This window comes from Bacillus sp. AY3-1, from assembly GCF_008368785.1.
Taxonomy (GTDB): Bacteria; Bacillota; Bacilli; order Bacillales; family Bacillaceae_G; genus Bacillus_A; species Bacillus_A wiedmannii.
On the sequence record NZ_QORZ01000007.1, the window covers coordinates 134,140 to 149,886 of the forward strand.

Annotated in this window: 21 protein-coding genes; 18 read left to right on the forward strand and 3 right to left on the reverse strand. The window is 35.7% G+C overall.

The window, feature by feature from the left end:
- Positions 1 to 73 precede the first annotated feature (73 nt).
- On the reverse strand, positions 74 to 1,267 hold the full coding sequence (locus DN389_RS04360; RefSeq protein ID WP_149236846.1) for a flagellin N-terminal helical domain-containing protein: 1,194 nt from the start codon (positions 1,265 to 1,267) through the stop codon (positions 74 to 76).
- A gap of 256 nt (positions 1,268 to 1,523) precedes the next feature.
- Between DN389_RS04360 and DN389_RS04365 the strand changes: the two genes are divergently transcribed.
- The 18 genes from DN389_RS04365 (at position 1,524) to DN389_RS04450 (ending at position 14,754) form a co-directional block, all read left to right on the forward strand.
- Positions 1,524 to 2,309, forward strand: coding sequence for a lytic transglycosylase domain-containing protein (locus DN389_RS04365; RefSeq protein ID WP_149236847.1), 786 nt, complete (start codon positions 1,524 to 1,526; stop codon positions 2,307 to 2,309).
- Positions 2,310 to 2,371: 62 nt separating this feature from the next.
- Entirely contained in the window at positions 2,372 to 2,596 is a 225-nt protein-coding gene (locus DN389_RS04370) for a flagellar motor switch protein FliN (RefSeq protein ID WP_000775712.1), read from the forward strand.
- 14 nt (positions 2,597 to 2,610) lie between these two features.
- Positions 2,611 to 3,597: a flagellar motor switch protein FliM gene (gene fliM / locus DN389_RS04375; protein ID WP_000012366.1), complete on the forward strand. Its 987-nt coding sequence runs from the start codon at positions 2,611 to 2,613 to the stop codon at positions 3,595 to 3,597.
- A gap of 10 nt (positions 3,598 to 3,607) precedes the next feature.
- Positions 3,608 to 3,967, forward strand: coding sequence for a flagellar motor switch protein FliN (locus DN389_RS04380; RefSeq protein ID WP_060489746.1), 360 nt, complete (start codon positions 3,608 to 3,610; stop codon positions 3,965 to 3,967).
- 12 nt (positions 3,968 to 3,979) lie between these two features.
- Positions 3,980 to 4,300 carry a hypothetical protein gene (locus DN389_RS04385; protein ID WP_000121176.1) on the forward strand — a complete coding sequence of 107 codons (321 nt, stop codon included), beginning with the start codon at positions 3,980 to 3,982 and terminating at the stop codon, positions 4,298 to 4,300.
- Positions 4,297 to 5,055, forward strand: a complete 759-nt coding sequence (locus DN389_RS04390) for a flagellar type III secretion system pore protein FliP (protein WP_001220582.1) — start codon at positions 4,297 to 4,299, stop codon at positions 5,053 to 5,055. Before DN389_RS04385 ends, DN389_RS04390 begins: the two co-directional genes overlap by 4 nt.
- Positions 5,056 to 5,088: 33 nt before the next feature.
- On the forward strand, positions 5,089 to 5,364 hold the full coding sequence (locus tag DN389_RS04395) for a flagellar biosynthetic protein FliQ (protein ID WP_001098085.1): 276 nt from the start codon (positions 5,089 to 5,091) through the stop codon (positions 5,362 to 5,364).
- Positions 5,365 to 5,379: 15 nt separating this feature from the next.
- The gene (locus tag DN389_RS04400) at positions 5,380 to 6,141 is read left to right on the forward strand and encodes a flagellar biosynthetic protein FliR (protein ID WP_001055716.1); all 762 of its coding nucleotides are present in this window, start codon (positions 5,380 to 5,382) and stop codon (positions 6,139 to 6,141) included.
- A 10-nt stretch (positions 6,142 to 6,151) separates the two neighbouring features.
- Entirely contained in the window at positions 6,152 to 7,198 is a 1,047-nt protein-coding gene (gene flhB / locus DN389_RS04405; RefSeq protein ID WP_048543383.1) for a flagellar type III secretion system protein FlhB, read from the forward strand.
- 24 nt (positions 7,199 to 7,222) lie between these two features.
- Complete coding sequence (gene flhA, locus DN389_RS04410) at positions 7,223 to 9,289, forward strand: flagellar biosynthesis protein FlhA (protein ID WP_149236848.1); 2,067 nt, start codon at positions 7,223 to 7,225, stop codon at positions 9,287 to 9,289.
- A gap of 14 nt (positions 9,290 to 9,303) precedes the next feature.
- Positions 9,304 to 10,623, forward strand: a complete 1,320-nt coding sequence (gene flhF, locus DN389_RS04415; protein ID WP_098130834.1) for a flagellar biosynthesis GTPase FlhF — start codon at positions 9,304 to 9,306, stop codon at positions 10,621 to 10,623.
- Positions 10,624 to 10,665: 42 nt separating this feature from the next.
- Complete coding sequence (locus tag DN389_RS04420) at positions 10,666 to 11,439, forward strand: flagellar basal-body rod protein FlgG (RefSeq protein ID WP_098191179.1); 774 nt, start codon at positions 10,666 to 10,668, stop codon at positions 11,437 to 11,439.
- Positions 11,440 to 11,601: 162 nt separating this feature from the next.
- On the forward strand, positions 11,602 to 12,438 hold the full coding sequence (locus tag DN389_RS04425; protein ID WP_149236849.1) for a TrmB family transcriptional regulator: 837 nt from the start codon (positions 11,602 to 11,604) through the stop codon (positions 12,436 to 12,438).
- Positions 12,431 to 13,156, forward strand: a complete 726-nt coding sequence (locus tag DN389_RS04430; RefSeq protein WP_149236850.1) for an AzlC family ABC transporter permease — start codon at positions 12,431 to 12,433, stop codon at positions 13,154 to 13,156. Before DN389_RS04425 ends, DN389_RS04430 begins: the two co-directional genes overlap by 8 nt.
- Positions 13,147 to 13,458, forward strand: coding sequence for an AzlD domain-containing protein (locus tag DN389_RS04435; RefSeq protein ID WP_000425942.1), 312 nt, complete (start codon positions 13,147 to 13,149; stop codon positions 13,456 to 13,458). Before DN389_RS04430 ends, DN389_RS04435 begins: the two co-directional genes overlap by 10 nt.
- 62 nt (positions 13,459 to 13,520) lie before the next feature.
- Entirely contained in the window at positions 13,521 to 13,691 is a 171-nt protein-coding gene (locus DN389_RS04440) for a DUF3951 domain-containing protein (protein ID WP_060489754.1), read from the forward strand.
- Between the two features lie 87 nt (positions 13,692 to 13,778).
- Complete coding sequence (locus DN389_RS04445; RefSeq protein ID WP_149236851.1) at positions 13,779 to 14,363, forward strand: TetR/AcrR family transcriptional regulator; 585 nt, start codon at positions 13,779 to 13,781, stop codon at positions 14,361 to 14,363.
- Positions 14,356 to 14,754 (forward strand): DUF5367 family protein, encoded by a 399-nt coding sequence (locus DN389_RS04450; protein ID WP_141555527.1) that lies wholly within the window; start codon positions 14,356 to 14,358, stop codon positions 14,752 to 14,754. The genes DN389_RS04445 and DN389_RS04450 overlap by 8 nt, the downstream gene beginning before the upstream one ends.
- 27 nt (positions 14,755 to 14,781) lie before the next feature.
- Here DN389_RS04450 and DN389_RS04455 read toward each other — a convergent pair whose 3' ends face one another.
- Together DN389_RS04455 and DN389_RS04460 are read right to left on the reverse strand one after the other, a co-directional pair.
- Complete coding sequence (locus DN389_RS04455; protein WP_098191183.1) at positions 14,782 to 15,141, reverse strand: hypothetical protein; 360 nt, start codon at positions 15,139 to 15,141, stop codon at positions 14,782 to 14,784.
- Positions 15,142 to 15,747, reverse strand: a complete 606-nt coding sequence (locus DN389_RS04460; protein WP_060489758.1) for a dienelactone hydrolase family protein — start codon at positions 15,745 to 15,747, stop codon at positions 15,142 to 15,144. It lies immediately after the preceding gene.

Here is a 15,747-nt window from a genome sequence, read left to right on the forward strand (position 1 = left end):
TAATTCATTTATATAGAAAAAATGAACCTCTCCGCAAGCAGAGAGGTTCATTCATGAAACTAACTCAAATGGCTTATTGTAATAATTTAGAAACCATTTGTGGAGTTTGGTTAGCTTGAGAAAGCATGCTGATACCAGCTTCGTTCAAGATTTTGAACTTAGTCATTTCAGACATTTCTTTCGCCATGTCAGCGTCTTCGATTTGAGAAGCAGCTGAAGCCATAGAAGAAGATTGGCTCTTAAGGTTGTTTACGTTAAAGTCAAGACGGTTTAATGTAGCACCTAAAGTTGCACGGTTAGAAGCAATTGTATCAAGAGCATCGTCGATTGATTTAATTGCATCAGAAGCATTTGGTTTCATAGTATTTTTAGTAATTTCTCCTGCAGCAGGCTCCATACCTGTTGTAAATGCAGTTCCCATCGCCTGAGCCGCGTCTACATCTGGGCTAGAAGTATCAAATGCATTGATTTTTTCCTCAACTTTTGCGATATCATCGTCATTCATGAATTTTTTCATTTTTTCGAATGATTCTGTAAAAGCTGTAACAGCTTTATTAATTTCAGTAGGAGTACTACCTACTGTTGTTACCTTGCCATCAACATCTTTTACTTCTTTTACTAATTTTGTAAGAGCTGTTTGAGCTGTAGTGAATGCTTTGATGTCTTCATCTGCAGCTTTAATGTCTTCAGCAGTAATTGTAACTTTTTCTGTTTTTCCTGCAATAGCTGTTGAACCACTAATTGTTAATTTATCAATTTTTAATGCAGAAGTAGAAGAATCTGCTAAGTTAATGTTGATTTGTTTGCTTGTATCAGCATTATCTAAAGTTTGAATAGCGATAGTTTTATTATCACCATTCAATAATTTCTTATCGTTAAACTCTGTGTTTTTAGAAATATAATCGATTTGTTCTTTTAATGCAGAAAATTCTTTATCTAATGCTTTCTGGTTATCACCAGTGTTCGTACCGTTTGCAGATTGATTCGCAAGATCACGCATACGAAGTAAGATATTTGATACAGAGTTTAAAGCCGAGTCAGCTGTACGGATTAATGACATACCGTCTTGTGTGTTGTTAGCTGCAACACCTAAACCGTTTTCACGTGCACGCATACGAGTTGCGATTGCAAGACCTGCTGCATCGTCAGAAGCGTTGTTGATACGTTTACCGCTTGATAAACGGTCCATAGCGTTGCTCATTTTTGCTTGGTTTTGGCGCATGTACTCTTGAGTACGCATGCTATTAATGTTTGTGTTAATTCTCATGTTAAGAACCCCCATTTTTTTATATTGACTTTTCTGCAAATTGAAAAACGGTAATATGCGAAAAAATCAATTTCGAGATTTATTGTAATCCCTGTCATAGCGGGTGTCAACTAAAAATTCGAATTAATAAATATAAAAAAATAACAGTTTAACAATATATTCATTTTTTTATTACAATATTATTAAAAGGATTATTGCAAACTTTAAAAAAAAACTCTAATATTAGATTATCTTTGTTTACCGAAAAGGTGATATTATGTTAGTTGGAAATATAGTAAAAGAAGTGCTTGCATATAAGAAAGGACAAATTCAGCAAAAGCTAAGTAGTCCACAAGCATTCGTTAGTAGTCGTTTTCAAGAGAAGTTGCAGAGTGAACCTGCGAAGGAGACGAAGGGTACTACGCAGCCGGCAAAGGTAGAGGATATGAGTCAGCCGGTACAATCTACGAAAATAGAAACGGTCGTAAATAAACCGGAACAATCTATTACTAAAGTAGAGGAAGCGAGTAAACCTGAAGAAAAGACTGAAACGAAGAACGTAGATGAAGTGCAAGTCGCACAAAAAGAGTTTGAACGACGTTTCCCAGAAACGAAAAATGAGGCTGCTGATACGTGGGAATTAACGAAGAAGTATAATATTCAAAAAATACGTTCTTCCAATGAAGGGAAGTATGAGGATATTATTGATAGAGTCAGTCGTACATACGGAATTCCGAAAACGTTAATTCAAAAAATGATTGAAGTAGAGTCTAATTTTAATCCGAAAACGGTGTCACATGCAGGTGCGATGGGACTTATGCAGCTTATGCCAGCGAATGTGAAAGAGATGGGTATAAAAAATCCATTTTCACCAGCTGAAAGTATTGAAGGCGGCGTGAAAGAGTTAAGCGGTTATTTAAAGAAAAATAACGGCGATCTCGTATTAGCGCTAGCATCTTATAATGCAGGTCCTGGTAATGTGAGAAAGTACGGAGGCGTACCGCCATTTAAAGAAACGCAAGGATATATTAAAAAAATATTAAATATCGACGTTTCAAAATAAGAAGTTTCATATATAGAGAGAACATGAAATTTTCGTGAACATGATATGGGAGTTGGCTAGATTTGAAATTACAAGATGATATTCCGTTAACAATTTATTTTGAAATCGGAAATACGAAAAAGAAAATTGAAGATTTGCTTCATATTACGAAAGGTACATTGTATCGTCTTGAAAATTCAACGAAAAATACGGTACGTCTTATGCTTGAGAATGAAGAGATTGGAACCGGAAAGATTTTGACGAAAAACGGGAAGATGTACGTTGAAATCGTTGAATTGAAAAGGTAGGGAAGGGGATTGTCATGAGTGGCGAAAAATTAAGCCAAGAGCAAATTGATGCCCTGCTGAAGGCGGTTAATGAAGGCGAGGAAATGCCAGCTTTCGCACAAGAAGCAGGAAAGCAAGAGAAATTTCAAGAGTATGATTTTAATAGACCGGAGAAGTTCGGTGTTGAGCATTTACGTAGCTTGCAAGCAATTGCTTCTACATTTGGTAAACAGACGTCACAGACGTTGTCAGCGCGTATGCGTATTCCGATTGAGTTAGAGCCTTCAACGGTTGAGCAAGTTCCATTCACGAGTGAGTATGTGGAGAAAATGCCGAAAGATTACTATTTATATTGTGTTATTGATCTTGGCCTTCCAGAGCTTGGAGAAATTGTCATTGAGATTGATTTAGCATTTGTTATTTACATTCATGAATGTTGGCTTGGCGGAGATAGTAAGCGTAACTTTACGATGCGCAGACCACTTACCGCATTTGAGTTTTTAACACTGGATAATATTTTTATGCTTCTTTGTAAAAATTTAGAGCAATCATTTGAAAGTGTTGTGGCGATTGAACCGAAATTTGTAACGACAGAGACAGATCCAAATGCATTAAAGATTACGACAGCGAGTGATATCATTTCATTACTAAACGTAAATATGAAAACGGATTTTTGGAATACGACAGTGCGCATCGGAATTCCATTCTTATCTGTTGAAGAAATTATGGATAAGTTAACGTCTGAAAATATTGTCGAACATTCTTCGGACAAACGTAAGAAGTATACGTCTGAAGTGGAAGTGAAAGTAAATCAAGTGTACAAACCTGTTCATGTTGCAATTGGTGAGCAAAAGATGACAATGGGCGAGATTGAACAAATTGAAGAAGGCGATATTATTCCGCTCCATACGAAAGTTTCGGATGAATTACTTGGTTATGTAGATGGAAAGCATAAATTTAATTGTTTTATTGGAAAAGATGGAACGCGTAAGGCGCTCTTATTTAAAAGTTTTGTAGAGTAGGAGGATCCATATGAAGCATGAAGTATCTCCTGTGTCATTAATGGGATTAGAAGAATTTGCAGGAAAGCGCAATGAAGCAGGTAAAGCACATATTGATACTGTTTCAGATATTTCGATTGAACTTGGTGTAAAGCTTGGAAAGTCATCTATTACGCTCGGTGATGTGAAACAGTTAAAAGTGGGCGATGTTCTTGAAGTAGAGAAAAACTTAGGACATAAAGTAGATGTGTATTTAAGTAATATAAAAGTCGGCATTGGGGAAGCAATCGTAATGGACGAGAAGTTCGGTATTATCATTTCTGAAATTGAAGCCGATAAGAAGCAAGCTGCGCTTATGAAAGCGCAAAGTCAAATGCAAGATAAAGAGTAGAGGAGGAGTCATATGTCGTATATGACGACCTTATTTCAAGTCGTTTTACTGTTTGGTGCGCTCGGCTACGGTGCATATTATATGACGAAAAAGACGCGCAAGCAGCAGTTTTTTAAGCAAGGTGAAAATGGCCATATTCAAGTGAAAGACGGGGTGTATTTAAATCATCAAACGAGCGCCTTTTTATTTGAAGTAGATGGCAAGCAAGTGTTCACTGTTATTAGTAATAACGGTGTGCAGTCTGTGCAATTAACAGGAACAGGAAATCAGTTTCAACAAGCGTTAGAAGACGCGGTGAAGAGTGAAACGAAAAAAGTAGAGGATCCATCATGAGAATAAAGAAACAGTTATCATTATTAGCCGTTATTTTCGTATTTTCTATCGTTTTTTCAATTATTTTTGTAAATCCAGCGTATGCGGCCCCGAACGGTTTTATTAATTTCGAAAATGGAAAAGAGTTTACGAGTAATTCAAGTGTACAATTATTTGCGCTTGTTACCCTTTTATCATTATCTTCTTCTATCGTTCTATTATTTACACATTTTACTTATTTTATGATCGTTCTTGGGATTACACGTCAAGGACTTGGGGTAATGAATTTACCACCGAACCAAGTACTTGTTGGACTTGCATTATTTTTATCACTCTTTACGATGCAGCCTGTACTTGGGCAGCTAAAGAGCGATGTGTGGGATCCGATGACAAAAGAGAAAATAACAGTAAGTCAAGCTGCAGAGACGACAGCTCCAATTATGAAAGAGTATATGTCAAAGCATACGTATAAGCATGATTTAAAAATGATGCTGAAAGTGCGCGGAGAAGAGTTGCCGAAAGATTTGAAAGATCTTTCCTTATTTACGCTCGTACCATCCTTTACGTTAACGCAAATTCAAAAGGGATTATTAACGGGGATGTTCATTTATTTAGCGTTTGTATTTATAGATTTGATTATTAGTACACTTTTAATGTACCTCGGGATGATGATGGTACCGCCGATGATTTTAAGTTTACCATTTAAAATACTCGTTTTCGTATATTTAGGTGGATATACAAAAATCGTCGACATTATGTTTAAAACGGTCGCCTGAAGCATTTGATGCTATGTGATAGGAGTCATATAAATGAATACGTCACCAATTATAGATATTTTTCAAACCTTTTTTTATAAAGGGGTTATGATTTTAATGCCGGTTGCCGGTGTTAGTATGATTGTCGTTATTATTATCGCTGTCATTATGGCGATGATGCAAATTCAAGAACAAACGCTGACGTTTTTACCGAAAATGGCGAGTATTGTACTCGTTATTATTATTTTAGGTCCGTGGATGTTTCAAGAGTTAACGACGCTTATTTTAGATTTATTTGATAAAATCCCATCGCTATTGCGTTCGTACTAAGATAGGTGAACTGAAATGAATATGGAATTATGGGCGGCGACGTTTTTTGCGTTTTGCCGCATTACTTCATTTTTATATTTTTTACCGTTTTTCTCAGGTCGATCCATTCCAGCGATGGCGAAGGTTACAGTTGGACTTGCTCTTTCAATTACAGTTGCCGATCAAGTTGATGTCTCTCACATAAAGACAACTTGGGACGTTGCAGCTTATGCAGGTACGCAAATTGTAATTGGATTATCACTTTCAAAAATTGTAGAAATGCTGTGGAACATTCCAAAAATGGCAGGGCATATTTTAGACTTTGATATTGGTTTATCACAGGCAAGTTTGTTTGATGTAAATGCAGGTTCACAGTCTACTTTACTTTCAACCATTTTTGATATATTTTTTCTCATTATTTTTATTTCACTTGGCGGCATTAATTATTTCGTTGCCACGATTTTAAAGTCGTTTCAATATACAGAGGCGATTTCAAAATTGCTGACGACTAGTTTCCTAGATAGTCTACTCGCAACGTTATTATTTGCGATTACATCAGCGGTTGAAATTGCTCTTCCGCTCATGGGAAGTTTATTCATCATTAACTTTGTTTTAATTTTAATCGCAAAAAACGCTCCGCAATTAAACGTTTTTATGAATGCGTATGTCATTAAAATTACGTGTGGTATTTTGTTTATTGCGATGAGTGTACCGATGCTCGGTTATGTGTTTAAAAATATGACGGATGTATTGCTTGAAGAATATACGAAACTATTTAACTTTTTCTTGACGAAGTAGGGGGACGCACATGGCAAAGGATAATAAAACAGAAAAGGCCACCCCGCAGAAGCGTAAGAAATCGCGTGAAGAAGGGAATATTGCCCGGAGTAAAGATTTAAATAATTTATTTTCCATACTTGTATTAGCAGTTGTCGTTTACTTTTTCGGAGATTGGCTAGGGTTTGAGATTGCCAATTCTGTAGCGGTGCTGTTTGATCAAATTGGAAAAAATACAGATTCGACCGAGTATTTTTATTTAATGGGGATTTTACTACTAAAAGTATCAGCTCCGATATTAATACTCGTATACGCTTTTCATTTATTTAATTATATGATTCAAGTCGGTTTCTTATTTTCTTCTAAAGTTATTAAGCCGAAAGCATCGCGTATTAACCCAAAAAACTATTTTACGAGATTGTTTAGTCGTAAAAGTTTAGTAGATATTTTGAAATCACTGTTTTATATGGGATTAATCGGTTACGTTGCTTACGTTCTCTTTAAAAAGAATTTAGAGAAAATCGTGAGTATGATTGGATTTAACTGGACTGCGTCACTTACTGAAATTATTAGGCAAATTAAATTTATCTTTTTAGCTATTTTAATTATATTAATCGTTCTTTCTATTATTGATTTTATTTATCAAAAATGGGAGTACGAACAAGATATTAAGATGAAAAAAGAAGAAGTAAAACGAGAGCATAAAGATAATGAAGGGGACCCGCAAGTAAAGGGAAAGCGAAAAAACTTTATGCATGCCATCTTGCAAGGGACAATTGCGAAGAAGATGGATGGTGCAACGTTTATTGTAAACAATCCGACTCATATTTCAGTCGTACTTCGGTACAATAAACAGGTTGATTCGGCGCCAATTGTCGTTGCAAAAGGGGAAGATGAGCTCGCATTATATATACGAACGCTCGCCCGCGAACAAGAAATACCAATGGTGGAAAACCGTCCACTTGCTCGTTCTTTATATTATCAAGTCGAGGAAGATGAGACGATTCCAGAAGATTTATACGTAGCTGTAATTGAAGTTATGCGCTATTTAATTCAAACGAATGAACTTGAAGTATAATAGCGCGGTTGGAGGAGATCTCTTGTGTTTAAGATAGATTCTGCAAGAACCTATTTTTCTATCTTTTTAGCAGCGTCATTCGTAGTGGCGCTCTTAATTCCACTTCCACCATTTATACTTGATATCGTTATCGTTTTTTTACTAAGTATGTCAGTGCTTATTTATATGCGAGCAACAAGTATTAACGAGTGGGATGAATTAAAGTCATTTCCGACGATGCTGTTATTAATCGGGATTTTCCGCGTATCGATTAACGTATCGACGACGCGAGCGATTTTGACAGACGGAAATGCGGGGCATGTTATTGAAGAGTTCGGTCAGTTTGTAATTGGCGGGAACTTATTAATTGGTATCGTTATTTTTATAGTATTAATCATATTCCAGTTTATCGTTGCAAACGGTGCATCTCGTACAGCTGAAGTTGCAGCTCGTTTTACACTTGATTCTTTACCTGGGAAACAAATGTCGATCGATGCGGATTTAAATCAGCGTATCATTACTGAAAAAGATGCACAGGCAAAACGAAAAAAATTAAATATGGAAACAGAGTTTTACGGAGCGATGGATGGTGCCGGAAAGTTCATTAAAGGGGACGTTATTTTCGGGATTGTCATTTTATTCGTAAACATTATTTTCGGTTTAATTGTCGGGATGATGCAGCAGGGGATGAGTTTTGCTGATGCAGCTATTCACTATACACAGTTAACTGTCGGTGACGGAATCGTAAACCAAATCGGTTCGTTAATGCTTGCGATTTCAACAGGTATTATCGTAACACGTGTATTTGATGGTTCAGCGGATACAGTAACAGAAGGTATCTTTAAAGAGTTATTAGCACATGAAGTTGTTGTATATGCGCTTGGTGGTTTATTTATTGCGATGGGTATTTTCACTCCGCTACCATTTCTACCGTTTGCTCTTGTTGGTGGAACAATTATTTTCTTAGGAATTCGTAATAAAAACCGAATAAAGAAAGAAAAAGAAGATGAGCTTCAAAAAGAATTAGAAATGATTCAAGGCGAAGATGAGCAACTGCAACAAGTGGAAGATTCATTCGGAGTATTTACAGATAAATATCCAATTATTGTAGAGCTCGGTTTAGATTTAGCAGCACTTGTAAAGCAGAAGATTAACGGGGAAACAGCTCGTGATAAAGTTGTTCTTATGAGGAAGTCGATTATTACCGACCTTGGTATTAACGTTCCTGGCATTAACTTTAAAGATAATACGAGTTTTAGACCACGCGGACGTTACATTATTCGTATTAAAGGGGCGAAGGCAGCAGAAGGTGTTTTAAAATCAGGTTACTTATTAGCACTGAAAACACCGAATGTAATGGCCGATTTAGATGCAGAACCAGCGAAAGATCCAATTTTCGGTGAAGATGGATATTGGATTTTAGAGCATATGGTACAAGATGCACAAATGAAAGGCTATCAAGTATTAGAGCCGCTTAGCATATTAATTACACATTTAGATGTTGTCGTTAGACGTAATCTTCATGAGTTAATTCAGCGTCAACATGTAAAAGACTTAATTAACTCGCTTGAAAATGATAACGGCGTTTTACTAGAGGAGATTAAGAAGAAAGAAATCGACTTATCACTCGTTCAAAATGTTATTAAACAACTTCTAAAAGAAGGTATTTCTATTCGTGATTTACCAACCATTATTGAAGGTATTATTGACGGAAAAGAAATTTATCAAAACCACGTTGACGGTGTAACGTCATTCGTCCGTGAATGTATTTCAAAAGTTATTTGTGAAAATGCGAAAAATCCTGACGGTAAAATTTATGCGGCGCTCTTCTCAGATTCAATCGAGTTAGATGCGGATGTTGTAAATAATTCATACCAAGGTTACTTATTAAACTGGGATTTAGATATAGAAACACGTGTTGTTGAACAAGTACAGCGTGTCTTTAAACAAGCTCGTTTAATGGGAAGAGAACCAGTATTATTAACGCGTAGAAAAGATTTCAGATTTGCGATTGTAAGACTTCTTGAGCGTTATCAAGTAGAAGCGCAAGTACTTTGTATTAGCGAATTAGCACCGGAAATTGTTGTAGATCAAATTGCCTATATTGAATAGTAGGGGGTGAAGTAATGGAAAGTACAGAAAAGAAAGAAGCGTTAATGCGAATAAAAGCAGCTTCGAAAAATGAATTGTATCGAAAGTTATTTGACCAATATGGTACAGATTATTATTACGTTGTCGATGAAAGTGTAAAACGAAATATCCCGTTTTTTTGGAAAAAGAATTATGAAATGTTAGTTGCTTTTCCAGAGGATAAACAGGAAGAAGTGAATGAAGGCACAGCTCAATTTCATGAACAACTAATGGATGTTGTAAATGATTCTTCAGAACAAATTGTGAAGGCGAACGGAATTCAATCGGTACTGCACAATTTAGAAAACGTGACGACTTCTATGTCATATGCGGCGATGCAAACAGGAAATAGTGAAGAATGGACAAGAAAGAAAGAGAAACTATTAAAGCTGTTTGAAAAAGGTATCGTCGTTGTGAAACAGACGGAAGAAACGAAAGTAGCGAAAGTAACAAAAAAGCAAAAAACTGTGAAAAAAGTTGTTCCGGTCAAGAAAGAAGAAGTGGTTGTAAAAAAAGAAAACCAAGAATCTGTACCGTTTATTATTCAAAAAGTAATTCGCATGCTAGAGCAAAATGATGTAGAACAATATTTCATTCATGCATATGCTGAGAAGTTAAAAGTGAAGTTTGAGAATGCAACGATGATTACAGAAGAAGAAGTGATCGGATATATATTGAAAGATATGAGATCCCATTTCAACACGGAAAACGTTTTTGAAAAAGAAGTGCAAACAATTGCATTAATCGGTCCAACTGGAGTTGGAAAAACGACGACACTTGCGAAAATGGCATGGCAGTTTCACGGTAAGAAAAAAACGGTCGGTTTTATTACGACAGATCATTCGCGCATTGGAACAGTACAGCAACTGCAAGATTACGTAAAGACAATTGGATTTGAAGTAATCGCTGTACGTGATGAAGCTGCAATGACAAGAGCGCTTACGTATTTTAAAGAGGAAGCGCGCGTCGATTATATTTTAATTGATACAGCCGGAAAAAATTATCGTGCGTCAGAAACAGTAGAAGAAATGATTGAAACGATGGGACAAGTAGAGCCAGATTATATTTGTTTAACGTTATCAGCTTCGATGAAAAGTAAAGATATGATTGAAATCATTACGAATTTTAAAGATATTCATATTGATGGTATCGTATTTACGAAATTTGATGAAACAGCAAGTAGTGGTGAATTGTTGAAAATTCCAGCAGTATCATCAGCTCCAATTGTATTAATGACAGACGGACAAGACGTGAAGCAACATATACATATCGCTACAGCTGAACATTTAGCGAAACAAATGTTGCAAACATCATAGAAGAGAGGTGAAGGATAAGGCAACTGCCTTATTCAAACGAGTATGAACGGTCTTTATATAGGTTCTATGGGTATGATGAATTACATGCAGCGCATTAATGTTCATTCGAATAACGTTGCAAATGCTCAAACGACAGGATTTAAAGCAGAAAATATGACTTCTAAAGTATTTGATGTACAAGACACATATCGCCGCGGAGATGGGGCTGTGACAAATATCGGTTCGACTGATTACGCTGTAGTTCCAGCCGCAACGCATGTGAACTTAGTACAAGGAAATATACAAATGACAAATAGTGATACAGATTTCTTTTTAGATGACGGTACGGCCGGCACAGCTTCGTTTTTTGTTACATCTAAAAATAATGAAACGTTTTTAACGAGAGACGGTAGTTTTACATTAAATAGTGATCGTTATTTACAAACAACTTCAGGCGCTTTCGTAATGGGAGAGAATAATGAACGTATTCGTATTCCAGAAGGAGCAAAAGTAGCTGTACAAGCAGACGGTACGTTATATGATGCAGTAACACAAAATAATATTGCCCGCCTGCAAACAAAAACAGTAGGTGCAGATGCGAATAATCGTCTCGTACAAAGAGAGAACAAAAGCTTTACACTAGCAGAAGGGAACATTGCTGATTTACCGAACGGAACAGGGATAGTAAAAAACCATATGCTGGAAAATTCAAATGTAGATATGACGAAAGAGATGGCTGATCTTATGACGGATCAAAAAATGATTCAAGCATCACAACGCGTTATGACTTCATTTGATAAAATTTATGAAAAAGAAGCGAATGAAATATTGAGATAAGGGACTTCCGTTAGCGGAAGTCTCTTTTATTTTCGGTTTAAATTTCAGAATTATCAATTGACTTTGTAGGTCTGTTTTTTTATATTAGTAGGTATACTAATAACTACTAATATACATACATCGTTTTGAAATGAGAGTTATATAGAATGTGAGGGATTACTGATGGATGAAATTATAAAGGAATTACAAAAGTTAGGTTTTTCCCAGTACGAATGTAAAGCGTATATTGGCCTATTAAAACACTCCCCAGTAACTGGTTATGAAGTGAGTAAACAAACAGGGGTACCTCGTTCGATGATTTATGAGGTGCTCGGTAAATTAATGGATAAAGGAGCGGTGCATATCGTTCCGTCAGAACCTGTAAAATATGTACCAGTACCCGCTACCGAGTTAATGAATCGGATGCGAAAAGACTTTGAGAAGTCCTTTGAATTTTTAGATGAGAAATTAAATGGTTTAGAACAAGAGCGACAAATAGATGTAATTTCGCATATTCGCTCAAATGATCGTGTTTTAAAGGAAATATGCAATATAATTAATAGGGCAAAGGAAGAGTTATGGATTTCTGTATGGGAAGATCAAGTCCATGAAATTGAGCCATACATTTATCAAAAGGAAGAGGAAGGCGTACATATATTTTCAATCTTATTTGGTGCTCCAGAAACAAAAATAGGCGCGACGTTTCATCATAATTATATGACGCCCCACGTTGTTGAAAAGAGAATGGGTGGTCATTTAACTGTAATCGCTCGTGACGGGGAAGAAGTGTTAATTGCAAACTTCTCAAATGATAGCACTTCATGGGCCGTTACAACGTATGATCCAGCTTTAGTTCTCGTTGCTACAGAGTATGTGCGACACGATATTATGGTCGAAGAAATTACGAAGGAATTTGGAGCTGATAAGTTAGATACGTTATGGCGTGAAAATATAGATTTAGTTCATGTCGTAACAGGAAAACGAACTTTAGAAGAAATGGAGGATGATAGGGATGAGTAAAGCTGAGGCTCATGTAGCTTTGCAGAGCGATGATACATTTCAGCAAGGAGTAAAAGATTGTTTACCAACTGTATTTGGTTATTTAAGCATCGGTATAGCAGCTGGTGTAATTGCAAAAACAGCTGGTTTCTCCATCATTGAAATTGCGTTTATGTCCACTTTAATTTATGCAGGTTCTGCCCAATTTATATTAGCTGGTATGTATGCAGCCGGTGCTCCTGCTTCAGCAATCATTTTCACCGTCTTTTTTGTTAATTTACGCCACCTTCTAATGAGTGCTGCCCTTGCACCATACTTTATGAAACTTCCGCTATTAAAAAACGTATTTATCGGTTCTCAAATTACAGATGAAACGTTCGGCGTTGCAGTGCAGCATGCAGCGCAAAAAGGATATGTAGGCGACAGGTGGATGATGGGCTTAAATGTAACAGCATATTTAAATTGGATTCTTGCTACTATTATTGGCGGGCTGTTTGGTGAGTGGATACCAGATCCACATACGTACGGCATGGATTATGCATTACCAGCAATGTTTATCGGATTATTTGTACTTCAGCTCATAAGTAGTAAACCGAAACTAGCAATTCATCTTACTGTTGCAATTGTAGCGATTATGATCGCATACGTTTCACACTTATTTATGCCAGATAGTATAGCGGTTATTATCGCAACATTACTAGCTGCGACGATTGGAGTTGTGATTGAAAAATGGAAATGAGATTAGACGTACTATTACTTTTACTAGCAGCTGGAGCTGTCACACTCGTGCCACGTATTTTACCTCTACTCGTATTTAGCAAACTACAAATTCCAGACTGGGGTTTAAAATGGCTAAATTACATACCAATTGCGATATTAGCAGCACTTTTAGCACAAGTACTATTTATGCATGAGACGATGCAGTGGGATTACCTTATCGCAGCAATCCCAACATTTCTTGTTGCAATATATACTCGTAGTTTATTAGGTACAGTATTAACGGGAGTGATTGTGATTATTTTGTTACGTTTCTTTTTCTAAAAAGGATTACACTCATATAATAGCGAAAAGTGTAATAACATGAAAAATATAGGGGTGGTGTTATGATACTTTTAACGATAGGAGCAATTTTGTTAACGTTGTTTATTTTCTTTATTATCGGCTTTATTACGTTTATGATGTTTGTTGATAAGGCGACACCTCAAATATATTATACACCTTGTGAATCAGTGACAGTGAAAGATAAAGGTAAAAATAAAAGGAAGAAAAGTTGAATGTTGGCTTTTCTTCCTTTTATTTTATCTGATTTTTCTGTATAATTTAAGTTAGTTATACAACTAACTTAAAAGGAGGTCGTAGAAGTGGCAAAACCGAATGTTGTTAATAAAGAGAAGTTATTAGAAGCAGCAAAAGCAATTATTGCAGAGCAAGGGATGGAAAAGTTGACATTAAAAGCAGTTGCAGAAAGTGCTCAAGTTACACAAGGTACCGTATATTATCATTTTAAAACGAAGGATCAATTATTACTTGAAGTAACTGAATCGTTTTGTAAAGCATCGTGGGAACAAATAGGAAAGGATGTACAGTTAGAGAAGGCTTTAAAGTCCGCGGAAAGTAGATGTGTGAAAGATTCAATGTATCATCATTTGTTCTTTCAATTAGTAGCAAGTGGATTACAAAATGATGCGATGAAAGATAAAATTGGTGGATTGTTACATTATGAAAATCAAAAATTAAAAGGCGTGTTAAATAAAAAAATAGGAGATACAATGACATCTCAAATTTCAACGGAAACATGGAGCGTTTTATGTAATGCATTAATTGACGGATTGGCATTGCAAGCATTATTCAATCCATCTTTTTCTACAGACAAAGTATATGGTGATTTGTATATGCTCTTGGAAAAGCTTACAGTGCTACAAAATGGAGGTAATGTCAGTGGATAATAGACTTTGGCTCACCATTTTATTTTCGATTGGCGTTTGGTTTTTTGCTTCAGCATTTTTCATTATTTTTGGTTCTTCCGTTTTATTAGAATATACTTCAAATAGATTTTTTCTACAATTGACGTTTCTTGAATTAGGAACGGCTATAGCTTTATACTTTGTAATGTGGTTATACAAAAAACTAGATACTACAAAATATGCAGTTATTAAGTTAGGTATATGCGGTACAGCAATCGGTTTAATTTTAGATACTTACATTTTATATAATTCTTCTAATCTATTCTCACAATTCTCCTCACAGCAAATTATATCATTTACCATTTGGATGGTTATTGCTTATGCTTTATATTTACTAATCCCTTTCGCCATGGAACGAAAAAAGTTGTTGTAAAGAGGTATGTTATCCTCTTTACAACAATTACATCCCCGACAGAAGTAACAACAATAACCCAAATAAAAAACTAATAAAGGAAAGAAAACCGATACATATCGAGAACACACGATTATTTCTCCATTCGCGCCAGAAAACGATAAGCCCTAACATACAAAGGGAAAACCAAATCGGCAAGAATATAAACTTGCTAACTTTCTCTGGGAGTAACGAATAAAAAGATGTTACATATAAAATCCAATTTGTGGAAAATAAAATGAAAACGATAATAGATTGTAAGTAGGGGCGGTTGGAAAACTCCCCCTTTTTTATAGTTACAATAATGATAGTTAGTGCTGAGAAAAAGGCAATGAATATGAAAATAAGTAAGAATAATGTAAGCGTCATTTATAGCTCCTTTATAAAAATGTTTTTTACAAGAAATGCATCTATTACATTATATGCTTGCTTTGTAGAGTGCTCGTTATATTTTTTAGTGTACGGATTTAGAAACCCATGTTCACCATGTAGTTGTTTTATTTCTAATAAAGGATTTTTTTGTTGCTGCAACGATTGAATGAAAGAGGATACTGAAAAGCTAGCTTCTTTTTCAGGGAAAATAAGTAAGGTAGCACATGTTGGTTTTATATGAATATAGTCACGTATACGGGAACCATAACATCCAATAATAAAATCTATTTTCGGATTGTTACTACATAACCATGAGATGGTAGCACCGACACTAAAGCCGATAAGTCCAATTTGTGTGTAACTACTAGAAAGATGCGTAATGAATTCTTCAATTTGCTTTTTTCCATTATCAAATCCAATATGATTCATAAAAAAATGATATGCTTTTTCTTCATCACTATAATGAAATGCATGTTGCGATTGTAGAAGATTAGGACAGAATACATCTATATGAGATGAAGTGAAGTGTTGGGTAACGTGATGCATATGGTCGTTCACACCATATATTTCATGAACAATAACGAGAGCTAATTTTTTCTTCAT